Source organism: Enterobacter sp. RHBSTW-00175, assembly GCF_013927005.1.
Classification (GTDB): Bacteria; Pseudomonadota; Gammaproteobacteria; order Enterobacterales; family Enterobacteriaceae; genus Enterobacter.
This window is the reverse complement of sequence record NZ_CP055930.1, coordinates 1,889,631-1,903,887: the sequence shown is the minus strand read 5'-3', so window position 1 is coordinate 1,903,887 and position 14,257 is coordinate 1,889,631. Positions and strand designations below refer to the sequence as shown.

9 protein-coding genes, 2 tRNA genes and 3 rRNA genes are annotated in these 14,257 nt (G+C 52.0%); 13 read left to right on the top strand and 1 reads right to left on the bottom strand.

Annotated elements, in window-relative coordinates; all coding sequences use genetic code 11:
• Positions 1-57 precede the first annotated feature (57 nt).
• The 11 genes from pepQ (at position 58) to birA (ending at position 11,643) form a co-directional block, all read left to right on the top strand.
• Positions 58-1,389, top strand: coding sequence for a Xaa-Pro dipeptidase (pepQ, locus tag HV107_RS08995; RefSeq protein ID WP_182063490.1), 1,332 nt, complete (start codon positions 58-60; stop codon positions 1,387-1,389).
• The gene (locus tag HV107_RS08990; RefSeq protein WP_182062911.1) at positions 1,389-2,003 is read left to right on the top strand and encodes an IMPACT family protein; all 615 of its coding nucleotides are present in this window, start codon (positions 1,389-1,391) and stop codon (positions 2,001-2,003) included. Before pepQ ends, HV107_RS08990 begins: the two co-directional genes overlap by 1 nt.
• A 40-nt stretch (positions 2,004-2,043) precedes the next feature.
• Positions 2,044-3,495, top strand: coding sequence for a Trk system potassium transporter TrkH (gene trkH, locus HV107_RS08985; protein ID WP_182062910.1), 1,452 nt, complete (start codon positions 2,044-2,046; stop codon positions 3,493-3,495).
• Between the two features lie 11 nt (positions 3,496-3,506).
• Positions 3,507-4,052, top strand: coding sequence for a menaquinone-dependent protoporphyrinogen IX dehydrogenase (gene hemG / locus HV107_RS08980; protein ID WP_182062909.1), 546 nt, complete (start codon positions 3,507-3,509; stop codon positions 4,050-4,052).
• 386 nt (positions 4,053-4,438) lie between these two features.
• Positions 4,439-5,978, top strand: a 16S ribosomal RNA gene (locus HV107_RS08975).
• Between the two features lie 69 nt (positions 5,979-6,047).
• A tRNA-Ile gene (locus HV107_RS08970) sits at positions 6,048-6,124 on the top strand.
• A gap of 48 nt (positions 6,125-6,172) precedes the next feature.
• A tRNA-Ala gene (locus tag HV107_RS08965) sits at positions 6,173-6,248 on the top strand.
• A gap of 180 nt (positions 6,249-6,428) precedes the next feature.
• A 23S ribosomal RNA gene (locus tag HV107_RS08960) occupies positions 6,429-9,334 on the top strand.
• Between the two features lie 71 nt (positions 9,335-9,405).
• A 5S ribosomal RNA gene (gene rrf / locus HV107_RS08955) occupies positions 9,406-9,521 on the top strand.
• Together the 16S, 23S and 5S rRNA genes with 2 tRNA genes alongside form the textbook arrangement of a ribosomal RNA operon.
• Positions 9,522-9,655: 134 nt before the next feature.
• Positions 9,656-10,684: a UDP-N-acetylmuramate dehydrogenase gene (gene murB / locus HV107_RS08950; protein WP_182062908.1), complete on the top strand. Its 1,029-nt coding sequence runs from the start codon at positions 9,656-9,658 to the stop codon at positions 10,682-10,684.
• Positions 10,681-11,643: a bifunctional biotin--[acetyl-CoA-carboxylase] ligase/biotin operon repressor BirA gene (gene birA, locus HV107_RS08945; protein WP_182062907.1), complete on the top strand. Its 963-nt coding sequence runs from the start codon at positions 10,681-10,683 to the stop codon at positions 11,641-11,643. Before murB ends, birA begins: the two co-directional genes overlap by 4 nt.
• Positions 11,644-12,087: 444 nt before the next feature.
• On the opposite strand, the gene HV107_RS08940 is transcribed toward birA, so the two are convergent.
• Positions 12,088-12,785, bottom strand: a protein-coding gene (locus HV107_RS08940) for an IS1-like element IS1B family transposase (protein WP_095033700.1) whose coding sequence is annotated in 2 segments (ribosomal slippage) — positions 12,088-12,536 and positions 12,536-12,785 — 699 coding nt in all. Because the reading frame shifts where the segments join, the coding sequence is not laid out codon by codon here.
• Positions 12,786-12,954: 169 nt separating this feature from the next.
• On the opposite strand from HV107_RS08940, the gene bcsO reads away from it, so the two are divergent.
• Both bcsO and bcsQ read left to right on the top strand, forming a co-directional pair.
• Positions 12,955-13,461: a cellulose biosynthesis protein BcsO gene (bcsO, locus tag HV107_RS08935; protein WP_182062906.1), complete on the top strand. Its 507-nt coding sequence runs from the start codon at positions 12,955-12,957 to the stop codon at positions 13,459-13,461.
• Entirely contained in the window at positions 13,452-14,255 is an 804-nt protein-coding gene (gene bcsQ / locus HV107_RS08930) for a cellulose biosynthesis protein BcsQ (protein ID WP_182062905.1), read from the top strand. Before bcsO ends, bcsQ begins: the two co-directional genes overlap by 10 nt.
• The last annotated feature ends 2 nt before the right edge of the window (positions 14,256-14,257 follow it).

The window sequence follows — 14,257 nt, the reverse complement described above, 5'->3', positions numbered from 1 at the left end:
GAGGGCAGGTGTGCTAAGATGCGAAGACTTGAGGTCGAAAAAACGAAAGGAAAAATGATGGACTCACTGGCTGTGCTCTATAAAAATCATATCGTTACCTTACAGGAACGTACCCGCGATGTACTGGCTCGTTTTAAGCTGGATGCCCTGCTGATCCACTCCGGCGAACTGATGAATACCTTCCTTGATGACCATGCTTATCCGTTTAAGGTCAACCCGCAGTTTAAAGCCTGGGTGCCGGTGACACAGGTTCCAAATTGCTGGTTGCTGGTTGATGGCGTGAACAAGCCGAAGCTGTGGTTCTATCTGCCGGTGGATTACTGGCACAACGTTGAGCCGCTGCCAACGACCTTCTGGACCGAAGAAGTGGACGTTATCGCGCTGCCGAAAGCCGACGGGATTGGCAGCCAGTTGCCCGCTGCGCGTGGCAATATTGCCTATATTGGACCTGTGCCAGAGCGTGCGCTGGGCCTGGATATTCCGGCTGACAAACTGAATCCGAAAGGGGTTCTGGATTATCTGCACTATTACCGCGCTTATAAAACTGATTACGAACTCTTCTGTATGCGTGAAGCGCAAAAAACAGCGGTGACGGGCCACCGTGCTGCGCATGAAGCGTTCCTGTCTGACATGAGCGAGTTCGATATTAACCAGGCATACCTGACGGCAACCGGTCATCGTGATACCGATGTGCCGTACAGCAACATCGTGGCGCTGAATGAGCACGCGTCCGTTCTGCACTACACCAAACTGGATCATCATGTTCCGTCTGAGATGCGCAGCTTCCTGCTGGATGCGGGCGCTGAGTACAACGGCTATGCCGCTGACCTGACCCGTACCTGGGCCGCCAACGGTGATACCGATTTTGCACATCTGATCAAAGACGTAAATGACGAGCAACTGGCGCTTATCAGCACCATGAAAGCGGGAACCAGCTATGTGGATTACCACATCCAGTTCCATCAGCGCATCGCAAAACTGCTGCGTAAGCACCAGATTGTGAAGGATATGAGCGAAGAAGCGATGGTGGAAAACAACCTGACCGGGCCATTCATGCCGCACGGTATTGGTCACCCGCTGGGTCTTCAGGTTCATGATGTCGCAGGCTTCATGCAGGATGACACGGGCACACATCTGGCGGCACCGTCTAAATATCCTTATCTGCGCTGCACGCGTATTATCGAGCCGCGTATGGTGTTGACCATTGAACCGGGTATCTACTTTATCGAATCCCTGTTGGCGCCGTGGCGTGAAGGCCAGTTCAGCAAGCACTTCAACTGGGAAAAAATTGAAGCGCTGAAACTGTTTGGCGGTATTCGTATCGAAGATAACGTGGTTATCCACGAAAACGGTGTCGAGAACATGACGCGAGATCTGAAACTGGCCTGATGGAAAGCTGGCTGATACCGGCGGAACCGGTCACCTTTGTTGAGGAAATCAAGAAAAGCCGCTTTATTACGCTGTTGGCACACACCGACGGCGTAGAGGCGGCAAAGGCGTTTGTGGAATCCGTTCGCGCACAACACCCTGATGCGCGTCACCACTGTGTCGCGTGGGTGGCCGGGCCACCGGATGACTCGCAGCAACTGGGATTTTCTGATGATGGTGAACCGGCAGGCACTGCCGGTAAGCCCATGCTTTCTCAGTTAATGGGAAGTGGTGTGGGAGAGATAACCGCTGTAGTGGTTCGCTACTATGGCGGCATTTTGCTCGGAACGGGTGGGCTGGTTAAAGCCTACGGTGGCGGCGTTCAACAGGCACTTCATCTGCTGATAACAACCCGCAAAACGCCACTCACCGAATATACTTTGCTGTGCGATTACGCTCAGTTATCGGGTATCGAAACCCTGCTAAAGCAATTTAATGGCGTGATTACGCGCAGTGATTACCAGGCGACAGTACAGTTGCGTGTGGCGCTTCCTCAGGCAGAACTGGATGCTTTTTCAGCAAAGCTGGCTGATTTTAGTCGTGGTTCGTTGCAATTGCTGCCGATTGAAGAATAATCCCCACCTTACTTTTTGAATACCTAAGGAAGCGGCAGAGATGCATTTTCGTGCCATTACCCGAATCGTTGGACTGCTGGTCATACTCTTTTCCGGGACGATGATTCTCCCTGGACTGGTGGCACTTATCTACCGGGACGGTGCGGGGCGTGCGTTTACCCAGACGTTCTTTGTCGCATTGATGATCGGTTCGATGCTCTGGTGGCCTAACCGTCGTGAGAAAGGTGAACTGAAATCCCGCGAAGGGTTTTTGATTGTCGTCTTGTTCTGGACGGTGCTGGGGAGCGTGGGTGCGCTACCTTTCATCTTTGCTGAGCAACCGAATCTGACCATCACGGACGCTTTCTTTGAATCGTTCTCAGGCTTAACCACCACCGGGGCAACCACGCTGGTGGGGCTGGATTCATTACCTCACGCTATTCTCTTCTACCGGCAAATGCTGCAATGGTTCGGCGGCATGGGGATCATTGTCCTGGCCGTGGCCATTCTGCCGATTCTGGGTGTCGGTGGGATGCAGTTGTATCGCGCCGAAATGCCTGGTCCGCTGAAAGATAATAAGATGCGCCCGCGTATTGCCGAAACGGCGAAAACGCTGTGGCTTATCTACGTCTTACTGACGATTGCCTGCGCACTGGCGCTGTGGTTTGCCGGGATGCCTGCCTTTGATGCCATTGGCCATAGCTTTGCCACAATCGCCATTGGCGGTTTCTCTACGCATGACGCCAGTGTGGGCTACTTCGACAGCCCGACAATCAACACCATTATTGCCATCTTCCTGCTGATCTCCGGTTGTAACTATGGTTTGCACTTCTCTTTACTGAGCGGGCGTAGCCTGAAGGTTTACTGGCGCGACCCGGAATTCCGCATGTTTATTGGCGTCCAGCTTACCCTGGTCGTCATCTGCACCCTGGTGCTGTGGCTTCATGATGTCTATAACTCGGCAATCACCACGCTCAATCAGGCCTTCTTCCAGGTTGTATCGATGGCGACAACGGCGGGCTTCACAACCGACAGCATTGCGCGCTGGCCGTTGTTCCTGCCTGTGCTGTTGCTCTGTTCTGCATTTATTGGTGGTTGTGCCGGGTCTACGGGCGGTGGTCTGAAGGTCATTCGTATCCTGCTGCTGTTTAAGCAGGGGAACCGTGAGCTGAAACGCCTGGTGCACCCGAACGCGGTTTACAGCATCAAACTGGGGAACCGCGCGCTACCGGAACGTATCCTCGAAGCGGTGTGGGGGTTCTTCTCTGCCTATGCGCTGGTCTTTATCGTCAGTATGCTCGCCATTATTGCAACCGGTGTGGATGATTTCTCTGCATTCGCGTCCGTGGTGGCAACGCTTAATAACCTGGGGCCAGGGCTGGGCGTAGTGGCGGATAACTTTGCCAGTATGAACCCGGTGGCAAAATGGATCTTAATTGCCAACATGTTGTTCGGGCGTCTTGAGGTCTTTACGCTGCTGGTGCTGTTTACCCCAACATTCTGGCGCGAGTAAGGGAGTCATTGTTGAAAACACTTATTCTATTCTCCACACGTGACGGGCAAACGCGTGAGATTGCCTCTTATCTGGCTTCTGAATTAAAAGAGCTGGGGGTTTACGCAGATGTCGTGAACCTGAACCGTACAGAAGAGATTAGCTGGCAAGACTACGATCGCGTGGTCATTGGAGCGTCTATTCGTTACGGGCATTTCCATCCTGCGTTGGATAGCTTTGTGAAAAAGCATACGGCGGTGCTGAATGCATTGCCGGGCGCTTTCTATTCCGTAAACCTGGTTGCGCGTAAAGCTGAGAAACGCACACCACAGACGAACAGCTACACGCGTAAGTTTTTGCTGGGCTCTCCGTGGCAGCCAGATCTGTGTGCCGTATTCGCCGGTGCGCTGCGTTACCCACGTTATCGCTGGTATGACCGCTTTATGATCCGTCTAATTATGAAGATGACTGGCGGTGAAACGGATACCCGTAAAGAAGTGGTCTATACCGACTGGGCGCAGGTTGCCAGTTTTGCGCGTGAAATCGCACAATTAACGGTCAATTCGAAGGTAAAATAAGCGCAAAGTTTGAAAAGTGAGCGAACGAAAAGTTTTTTGAATTTTATGCTTGTCACTTCAGAATAACTCCCTATAATGCGCCTCCACTGACACGGAACAACGGCAAGCAAGCCGCCGGGTCAGCAGGGTTCTCCGGCGAAAGCCGCTGAAGAATCCCGGAGAAAAGCGAAAATAAATGCTTGACTCTGTGGCGGGAAAGCGTAATATGCACACCCCGCGCCGCAGCGAAAACGAAGCGGCACTGCTCTTTAACAATTTATCAGACAATCTGTGTGGGCACTCAAAGTGACATGGATTCTTAACGTCGCAAGACGAAAAATGAATACCAAGTCTCTGAGTGAACATACGTAATTCATTACGAAGTTTAATTCACGAGCATCAAACTTAAATTGAAGAGTTTGATCATGGCTCAGATTGAACGCTGGCGGCAGGCCTAACACATGCAAGTCGAGCGGTAACACAGGGAGCTTGCTCCTGGGTGACGAGCGGCGGACGGGTGAGTAATGTCTGGGAAACTGCCTGATGGAGGGGGATAACTACTGGAAACGGTAGCTAATACCGCATAACGTCGCAAGACCAAAGAGGGGGACCTTCGGGCCTCTTGCCATCAGATGTGCCCAGATGGGATTAGCTAGTAGGTGGGGTAACGGCTCACCTAGGCGACGATCCCTAGCTGGTCTGAGAGGATGACCAGCCACACTGGAACTGAGACACGGTCCAGACTCCTACGGGAGGCAGCAGTGGGGAATATTGCACAATGGGCGCAAGCCTGATGCAGCCATGCCGCGTGTATGAAGAAGGCCTTCGGGTTGTAAAGTACTTTCAGCGAGGAGGAAGGCATTAAGGTTAATAACCTTGGTGATTGACGTTACTCGCAGAAGAAGCACCGGCTAACTCCGTGCCAGCAGCCGCGGTAATACGGAGGGTGCAAGCGTTAATCGGAATTACTGGGCGTAAAGCGCACGCAGGCGGTCTGTCAAGTCGGATGTGAAATCCCCGGGCTCAACCTGGGAACTGCATTCGAAACTGGCAGGCTAGAGTCTTGTAGAGGGGGGTAGAATTCCAGGTGTAGCGGTGAAATGCGTAGAGATCTGGAGGAATACCGGTGGCGAAGGCGGCCCCCTGGACAAAGACTGACGCTCAGGTGCGAAAGCGTGGGGAGCAAACAGGATTAGATACCCTGGTAGTCCACGCCGTAAACGATGTCGACTTGGAGGTTGTTCCCTTGAGGAGTGGCTTCCGGAGCTAACGCGTTAAGTCGACCGCCTGGGGAGTACGGCCGCAAGGTTAAAACTCAAATGAATTGACGGGGGCCCGCACAAGCGGTGGAGCATGTGGTTTAATTCGATGCAACGCGAAGAACCTTACCTACTCTTGACATCCAGAGAACTTTCCAGAGATGGATTGGTGCCTTCGGGAACTCTGAGACAGGTGCTGCATGGCTGTCGTCAGCTCGTGTTGTGAAATGTTGGGTTAAGTCCCGCAACGAGCGCAACCCTTATCCTTTGTTGCCAGCGGTTCGGCCGGGAACTCAAAGGAGACTGCCAGTGATAAACTGGAGGAAGGTGGGGATGACGTCAAGTCATCATGGCCCTTACGAGTAGGGCTACACACGTGCTACAATGGCATATACAAAGAGAAGCGACCTCGCGAGAGCAAGCGGACCTCATAAAGTATGTCGTAGTCCGGATTGGAGTCTGCAACTCGACTCCATGAAGTCGGAATCGCTAGTAATCGTAGATCAGAATGCTACGGTGAATACGTTCCCGGGCCTTGTACACACCGCCCGTCACACCATGGGAGTGGGTTGCAAAAGAAGTAGGTAGCTTAACCTTCGGGAGGGCGCTTACCACTTTGTGATTCATGACTGGGGTGAAGTCGTAACAAGGTAACCGTAGGGGAACCTGCGGTTGGATCACCTCCTTACCTTAAAGAACCTGCCTTTGTAGTGCTCACACAGATTGTCTGATGAAAAATAGCAGTAAAAATCTCTGCAGGCTTGTAGCTCAGGTGGTTAGAGCGCACCCCTGATAAGGGTGAGGTCGGTGGTTCAAGTCCACTCAGGCCTACCAAAATCCTTATGTTAAAGGATGAGCGGTACAGAGATTAGTGTATACGATGGGGTTATAGCTCAGCTGGGAGAGCGCCTGCCTTGCACGCAGGAGGTCTGCGGTTCGATCCCGCATAGCTCCACCATCTTTACTGCGAAAACAAGAAAACTTCAGAGTGTACCTGAAAAGGTTCACTGCGAAGTTTTGCTCTTTAAAAATCTGGATCAAGCTGAAAATTGAAACGACACACCTTAAGTGGTGTGTTCGAGTCTCTCAAATTTTCGCAATTTGATGATGAATCGAAAGAAACATCTTCGGGTTGTGAGGTTAAGCGACTAAGCGTACACGGTGGATGCCCTGGCAGTCAGAGGCGATGAAGGACGTGCTAATCTGCGATAAGCGCCGGCGAGGTGATATGAACCTTTGACCCGGCGATTTCCGAATGGGGAAACCCAGTGTGTTCCGACACACTATCGTTAAGTGAATACATAGCTTAACGAAGCGAACCGGGGGAACTGAAACATCTAAGTACCCCGAGGAAAAGAAATCAACCGAGATTCCCCCAGTAGCGGCGAGCGAACGGGGAGCAGCCCAGAGTCTGAATCAGCTTGTGTGTTAGTGGAACGGTCTGGAAAGTCCGGCGATACAGGGTGATAGCCCCGTACACGAAAGCACACAGGTTGTGAACTCGAAGAGTAGGGCGGGACACGTGGTATCCTGTCTGAATATGGGGGGACCATCCTCCAAGGCTAAATACTCCTGACTGACCGATAGTGAACCAGTACCGTGAGGGAAAGGCGAAAAGAACCCCGGCGAGGGGAGTGAAAAAGAACCTGAAACCGTGTACGTACAAGCAGTGGGAGCACCTTCGTGGTGTGACTGCGTACCTTTTGTATAATGGGTCAGCGACTTATATTCTGTAGCAAGGTTAACCGTATAGGGGAGCCGAAGGGAAACCGAGTCTTAACTGGGCGTTAAGTTGCAGGGTATAGACCCGAAACCCGGTGATCTAGCCATGGGCAGGTTGAAGGTTGGGTAACACTAACTGGAGGACCGAACCGACTAATGTTGAAAAATTAGCGGATGACTTGTGGCTGGGGGTGAAAGGCCAATCAAACCGGGAGATAGCTGGTTCTCCCCGAAAGCTATTTAGGTAGCGCCTCGTGAACTCATCTTCGGGGGTAGAGCACTGTTTCGGCTAGGGGGCCATCCCGGCTTACCAACCCGATGCAAACTACGAATACCGAAGAATGTTATCACGGGAGACACACGGCGGGTGCTAACGTCCGTCGTGAAGAGGGAAACAACCCAGACCGCCAGCTAAGGTCCCAAAGTCATGGTTAAGTGGGAAACGATGTGGGAAGGCACAGACAGCCAGGATGTTGGCTTAGAAGCAGCCATCATTTAAAGAAAGCGTAATAGCTCACTGGTCGAGTCGGCCTGCGCGGAAGATGTAACGGGGCTAAACCATGCACCGAAGCTGCGGCAGCGACGCTTATGCGTTGTTGGGTAGGGGAGCGTTCTGTAAGCCGTTGAAGGTGTCCTGTGAGGGATGCTGGAGGTATCAGAAGTGCGAATGCTGACATAAGTAACGATAATGCGGGTGAAAAGCCCGCACGCCGGAAGACCAAGGGTTCCTGTCCAACGTTAATCGGGGCAGGGTGAGTCGACCCCTAAGGCGAGGCCGAAAGGCGTAGTCGATGGGAAACAGGTTAATATTCCTGTACTTGGTGTTACTGCGAAGGGGGGACGGAGAAGGCTATGTTAGCCGGGCGACGGTTGTCCCGGTTTAAGCATGTAGGCGGAGAGTTTAGGTAAATCCGGACTCTTTTTAACGCTGAGGTGTGATGACGAGGTACTACGGTACTGAAGTAACAAATGCCCTGCTTCCAGGAAAAGCCTCTAAGCATCAGGTAACATCAAATCGTACCCCAAACCGACACAGGTGGTCAGGTAGAGAATACCAAGGCGCTTGAGAGAACTCGGGTGAAGGAACTAGGCAAAATGGTGCCGTAACTTCGGGAGAAGGCACGCTGATGTGTAGGTGAAGCCCCTGCGGGTGGAGCTGAAATCAGTCGAAGATACCAGCTGGCTGCAACTGTTTATTAAAAACACAGCACTGTGCAAACACGAAAGTGGACGTATACGGTGTGACGCCTGCCCGGTGCCGGAAGGTTAATTGATGGGGTTAGCGGCAACGCGAAGCTCTTGATCGAAGCCCCGGTAAACGGCGGCCGTAACTATAACGGTCCTAAGGTAGCGAAATTCCTTGTCGGGTAAGTTCCGACCTGCACGAATGGCGTAATGATGGCCAGGCTGTCTCCACCCGAGACTCAGTGAAATTGAACTCGCTGTGAAGATGCAGTGTACCCGCGGCAAGACGGAAAGACCCCGTGAACCTTTACTATAGCTTGACACTGAACACTGGTCCTTGATGTGTAGGATAGGTGGGAGGCTTTGAAGCGTGGACGCCAGTCTGCGTGGAGCCAACCTTGAAATACCACCCTTTAATGGCTGGTGTTCTAACGTAGACCCGTAATCCGGGTTGCGGACAGTGTCTGGTGGGTAGTTTGACTGGGGCGGTCTCCTCCCAAAGAGTAACGGAGGAGCACGAAGGTTAGCTAATCCTGGTCGGACATCAGGAGGTTAGTGCAATGGCATAAGCTAGCTTGACTGCGAGAGTGACGGCTCGAGCAGGTGCGAAAGCAGGTCATAGTGATCCGGTGGTTCTGAATGGAAGGGCCATCGCTCAACGGATAAAAGGTACTCCGGGGATAACAGGCTGATACCGCCCAAGAGTTCATATCGACGGCGGTGTTTGGCACCTCGATGTCGGCTCATCACATCCTGGGGCTGAAGTAGGTCCCAAGGGTACGGCTGTTCGCCGTTTAAAGTGGTACGCGAGCTGGGTTTAGAACGTCGTGAGACAGTTCGGTCCCTATCTGCCGTGGGCGCTGGAGAATTGAGGGGGGCTGCTCCTAGTACGAGAGGACCGGAGTGGACGCATCACTGGTGTTCGGGTTGTCATGCCAATGGCATTGCCCGGTAGCTAAATGCGGAAAAGATAAGTGCTGAAAGCATCTAAGCACGAAACTTGCCCCGAGATGAGTTCTCCCTGACTCCTTGAGAGTCCTGAAGGAACGTTGAAGACTACGACGTTGATAGGTCGGGTGTGTAAGCGTAGCGATACGTTGAGCTAACCGATACTAATGAACCGTGAGGCTTAACCTTACAACGCCGAAGCTGTTTCGGCGGTTGAGAGACAGAATATTTTCAGCCTGATACAGATTTAACAGAATTTGCCTGGCGGCTTTAGCGCGGTGGTCCCACCTGACCCCATGCCGAACTCAGAAGTGAAACGCCGTAGCGCCGATGGTAGTGTGGGGTCTCCCCATGTGAGAGTAGGGAACTGCCAGGCATCAATTAAGTGAAGAGGCCATCCGCAAGGATGGCCTTTTTGCGTTTTTCTCCCTTCCCGGTATCCATAAACTAATCACCTATCCTTCCCTATATACGGTAAACTATCCCGGTTTTTGCATCAGGATAGCGTCTATGAATCACTCCCTTAAGCCCTGGAATACCTTTGGTATTCAGCGGAATGCTAACGAAATTGTACGTGCCGAAAATGCCCAGCAACTGCTGGCTGCATGGCAAAACGCAACAGAAAACAGTGAACCTGTATTAATTCTGGGCGAAGGAAGTAATGTCCTGTTTCTCGACGATTTTGCAGGTACCGTGATCGTCAACCGCATCATGGGTATTGATGTCGAAGAAAGCGCCGATAGCTGGCATCTGCACGTTGGTGCCGGGGAAAACTGGCATCATCTGGTGCAATACACCCTTGAAAAAGGGATGCCTGGCCTGGAAAACCTTGCGTTGATTCCGGGCTGCACAGGATCATCTCCCATTCAAAACATCGGTGCCTATGGCATTGAACTTAAACATGTTTGTGAATATGTCGACTGCATCGAACTGGCAACAGGGAACGCTCTGCGTTTGACCGCTGAACAGTGTCGTTTTGGTTATCGTGACAGTATTTTCAAACATGAATATCAGGATCGCTATGTGATTGTGGCCGTTGGCCTGCGCCTGACGAAAAACTGGAACCCGATTCTTACCTATGGTGATTTGACGCGTCTTGACCCGGCAACTGTAACCGCGCGCGAAGTGTTTGAGTCTGTTTGCCACATGCGAATGACCAAACTCCCCGATCCGAAAGTGAACGGAAATGCGGGTAGTTTCTTCAAAAACCCGGTAATCAGCGGCGAAAATGCAAAAGCGTTTCTCGCGGGCTGGCCAACTGCGCCACATTATCCGCAGGCCGATGGCAGCGTTAAGCTGGCTGCGGGCTGGCTCATCGATCAGTGTCAGTTAAAAGGTGTCACGATGGGTGGTGCCGCAGTGCATCGCCAGCAGGCACTGGTTCTGATTAACCAGGGCAATGCGACCGGCAGCGATGTTGTGCAGCTGGCGCACCATGTACGTCAGTGTGTGGGTGAAAAATTCAACGTCTGGCTCGAACCTGAAGTCCGCTTCATTGGCCGTTCCGGTGAAGTGAATGCTGTGGAGGCCATTGCGTGAAGGATAATACCATTCCATTAACCCTGATCGGCATCCTTGCTGATGGTGAATTTCATTCTGGCGAACAGTTGGGCGAGCGCCTGGGGATGAGTCGTGCCGCCATCAACAAGCACATTCAGACTCTCCGCGACTGGGGTGTTGATGTCTTTACGGTGCCGGGAAAAGGCTACAGCCTGCCAGAGCCTATTCAGCTCCTGAATGAAGAGCTGATCGGCAGTCAGATTGAACATGGAAAGGTTGCCGTGCTGCCCGTTATTGACTCAACCAACCAGTATCTTCTGGATCGCCTGGGCGAGCTACAGTCGGGTGATGCCTGCGTAGCGGAATATCAGCAGGCGGGACGTGGTCGTCGTGGCCGTAAGTGGTTCTCACCCTTTGGGGCCAACCTGTATCTCTCTATGTACTGGCGTCTTGAGCAGGGGCCAGCTGCTGCTATTGGTCTGAGTCTGGTCATCGGGATTGTGATGGCCGAAGTTCTGCATGATCTGGGCGCGGATAAAGTCCGGGTTAAATGGCCAAACGATCTCTATCTTAAGGATCGTAAACTCGCCGGCATTTTGGTCGAACTAACAGGTAAAACCGGCGATGCTGCACAGATCGTGATTGGCGCAGGCGTAAACCTGGTGATGCGTAATGTGCAGACCGATGTGGTAAACCAGGCCTGGACTAATCTACAGGAAGCGGGGATCTCCATCGATCGCAACACGCTTGCAGTACGTCTGATTAAAGAGCTTCGCGACTCCTTATCACTGTTTGAACAAGAAGGGCTGGCACCGTTCCTCTCTCGCTGGGAAAAACTGGATAACTTTATCAACCGTCCGGTAAAACTGCTGATTGGCGAGAAGGAGATCTACGGTATCTCGCGCGGAATTGATGCGCAGGGCGCGTTGCTTCTTGAACAGGATGGCATGATTAAGCCCTGGGTAGGCGGTGAAATCTCGCTACGCAGTGCTGAATAAATTCCGGGAGCCACAGGCTCCCTTTTTTTGCCTGTCAGTGTGGTTATCTCCCCCCCTCCTGAAAATAGTAGGCAGGAGATAATTTCAGCCAGAAGAAAGAGTTAAGCTAAATTATTAAAAAGTAACGATGAAAAAGTATTTCTAAATATTTCTCAGAGTAACAAGTTATTAAAGTAAGAATCGTCTTAATTGGATTTTAATGCCATTGCATACGTTTTTATTGAATTAATACTCTACTTAATGATGGTTGTTTAATTATAAATGCCATTATGATGGTGATATCAAGTCAAAACCCCTGCATATTTTTTACCTTAAAAAACAGATAGCATGTGTACTATTGATGTTAATGCTATTGCCGATAATAAGTCGCGTGGAAGTAAAGCTGTAATTTATACACGCCAATAATATGCGTACGGTATAACCGTAACGGGTAATGACTCCAACTTATTGATAGTGTTTTATGTTCAGATAATGCCCGATGACTTTGTCATGCAGCTCCACCGATTTTGAGAACGACAGCGACTTCCGTCCCAGCCGTGCCAGGTGCTGCCTCAGATTCAGGTTATGCCGCTCAATTCGCTGCGTATATCGCTTGCTGATTACGTGCAGCTTTCCCTTCAGGCGGGATTCATACAGCGGCCAGCCATCCGTCATCCATATCACCACGTCAAAGGGTGACAGCAGGCTCATAAGACGCCCCAGCGTCGCCATAGTGCGTTCACCGAATACGTGCGCAACAACCGTCTTCCGGAGCCTGTCATACGCGTAAAACAGCCAGCGCTGGCGCGATTTAGCCCCGACGTATCCCCACTGTTCGTCCATTTCCGCGCAGACGATGACGTCACTGCCCGGCTGTATGCGCGAGGTTACCGACTGCGGCCTGAGTTTTTTAAATGGCGGAAAATCGTGTTGAGGCCAACGCCCATAATGCGGGCGGTTGCCCGGCATCCAACGCCATTCATGGCCATATCAATGATTTTCTGGTGCGTACCGGGTTGAGAAGCGGTGTAAGTGAACTGCAGTTGCCATGTTTTACGGCAGTGAGAGCAGAGATAGCGCTGATGTCCGGCGGTGCTTTTGCCGTTACGCACCACCCCGTCAGTAGCTGAACAGGAGGGACAGCTGATAGAAACAGAAGCCACTGGAGCACCTCAAAAACACCATCATACACTAAATCAGTAAGTTGGCAGCATCACCACCGTAACGTTACTGTGCCCCTACACCTGAATAAATACATCCATTGATCGTACATGACCACTGAATTCTAGCCGTGGCAGGTGCATTATTGTTTTGTAAATCATGAGTATAACTATGAATCATTATGATGATTTGCAGCGATTTAAGGATAAAACGCGTAGTCAGTCGCTTGATTTTAAGGATTTTTCAGCTCAGAGCCATGCGCAGGAACAGGGAAGCTGGGCGATTATCAACCAGCTTCTTCCTGCCACTGAAGTTAATTCACTCGCCGCCGGCGGACATGTTTCATTGTCGGCCCCTCAGCCGGTCACGGAAGAGACATTTGCGGTGAGCGAACTCACTCCAGTGCCACAGGTTCTTGTTGCCGAGCCTGCACCCATGCCTGTGTCCTCGATCCTGCAAGGGGTAGATGAGCAACTGGCGTCAACACCCCGGCAGGCTCCAGCCATGCCGACACCCATATCTGCCCGGGTGCAGGTATCACATCCCGTCACTGAGCCGGAACAAGGGCCTGTCGATTTTACTCGTCTGTTTGCCCCCGCGACCACAAAACCTGTCCCTGCGGCTGAGAAAAACCAGCCATTAAATTCACTGCTGGAAAGGATTGCCACATGCCGTTAGTTTGCGTTTGTTCACCGAAAGGTGGCGTGGGTAAAACCACCATGACCGCCAATCTGGCGTATGCACTCGCGCGCGCGGGGAGCAAAGTTTTGGCTCTGGATTTTGATGTACAAAATGCGCTGCGCCTGCACTTTGGGGTACCCCTTTCCGACAGCCGTGGCTACGTTGCCAGGGCCGCTGAGTCTTCCGACTGGAGCCAGTTTGTGCTGACCGCCGGGGGCAATATCTTTGTCCTGCCTTATGGCGATGCGACCGAACCACAGCGTCTGGCGTTTGAAGAACGCCTCACTCACGACGAGCACTTCCTGACCCGAGGTCTGAGTACGCTGTTGAACTATCCAGGACTGATTATCATCGCAGATTTTCCTCCTGGCCCAACGCCTGCGCTGAAAGCGATGTCCCGCCTGGCCGATCTCCATCTGGTGACGTTACTGGCCGATACAGCTTCGCTATCGCTTCTGCCGCAAATTGAAAACCAGCGCCTGACGGGTGGGGTACTCAATCAGAAATCAGGTCATTACTTCGTGCTTAACCAGAGCGACAACCGCCGCCAAATCAGCCGCGATGTGACGGCCTTTGTCGAGAACAAGCTGGGTGAAAAACTGCTTGGCGTCGTTCACCGGGATGAAAGCGTAGGTGAAGCCAATGCTTCTCAGCAATCCGTTTTCGATTTTAGCCCGGCATCCGCAGCGGCTTTCGACATTGAGCTTATCGCCAAAAAAGTTGCAGGCATCCTCGGGGTGAAAGTGGGTGACGGTACGGTTCATACCCTTCCGCGTATGTCGGGGTTCTAATT

Coding starts and splice junctions, on each gene's coding strand:
- pepQ (WP_182063490.1), top strand. CDS start 58: ATGGACTCACTGGCTGTGCTCTATAAAAATCATATCGTTACCTTACAG.
- HV107_RS08990 (WP_182062911.1), top strand. CDS start 1,389: ATGGAAAGCTGGCTGATACCGGCGGAACCGGTCACCTTTGTTGAGGAA.
- trkH (WP_182062910.1), top strand. CDS start 2,044: ATGCATTTTCGTGCCATTACCCGAATCGTTGGACTGCTGGTCATACTC.
- murB (WP_182062908.1), top strand. CDS start 9,656: ATGAATCACTCCCTTAAGCCCTGGAATACCTTTGGTATTCAGCGGAAT.
- bcsO (WP_182062906.1), top strand. CDS start 12,955: ATGAATCATTATGATGATTTGCAGCGATTTAAGGATAAAACGCGTAGT.
- bcsQ (WP_182062905.1), top strand. CDS start 13,452: ATGCCGTTAGTTTGCGTTTGTTCACCGAAAGGTGGCGTGGGTAAAACC.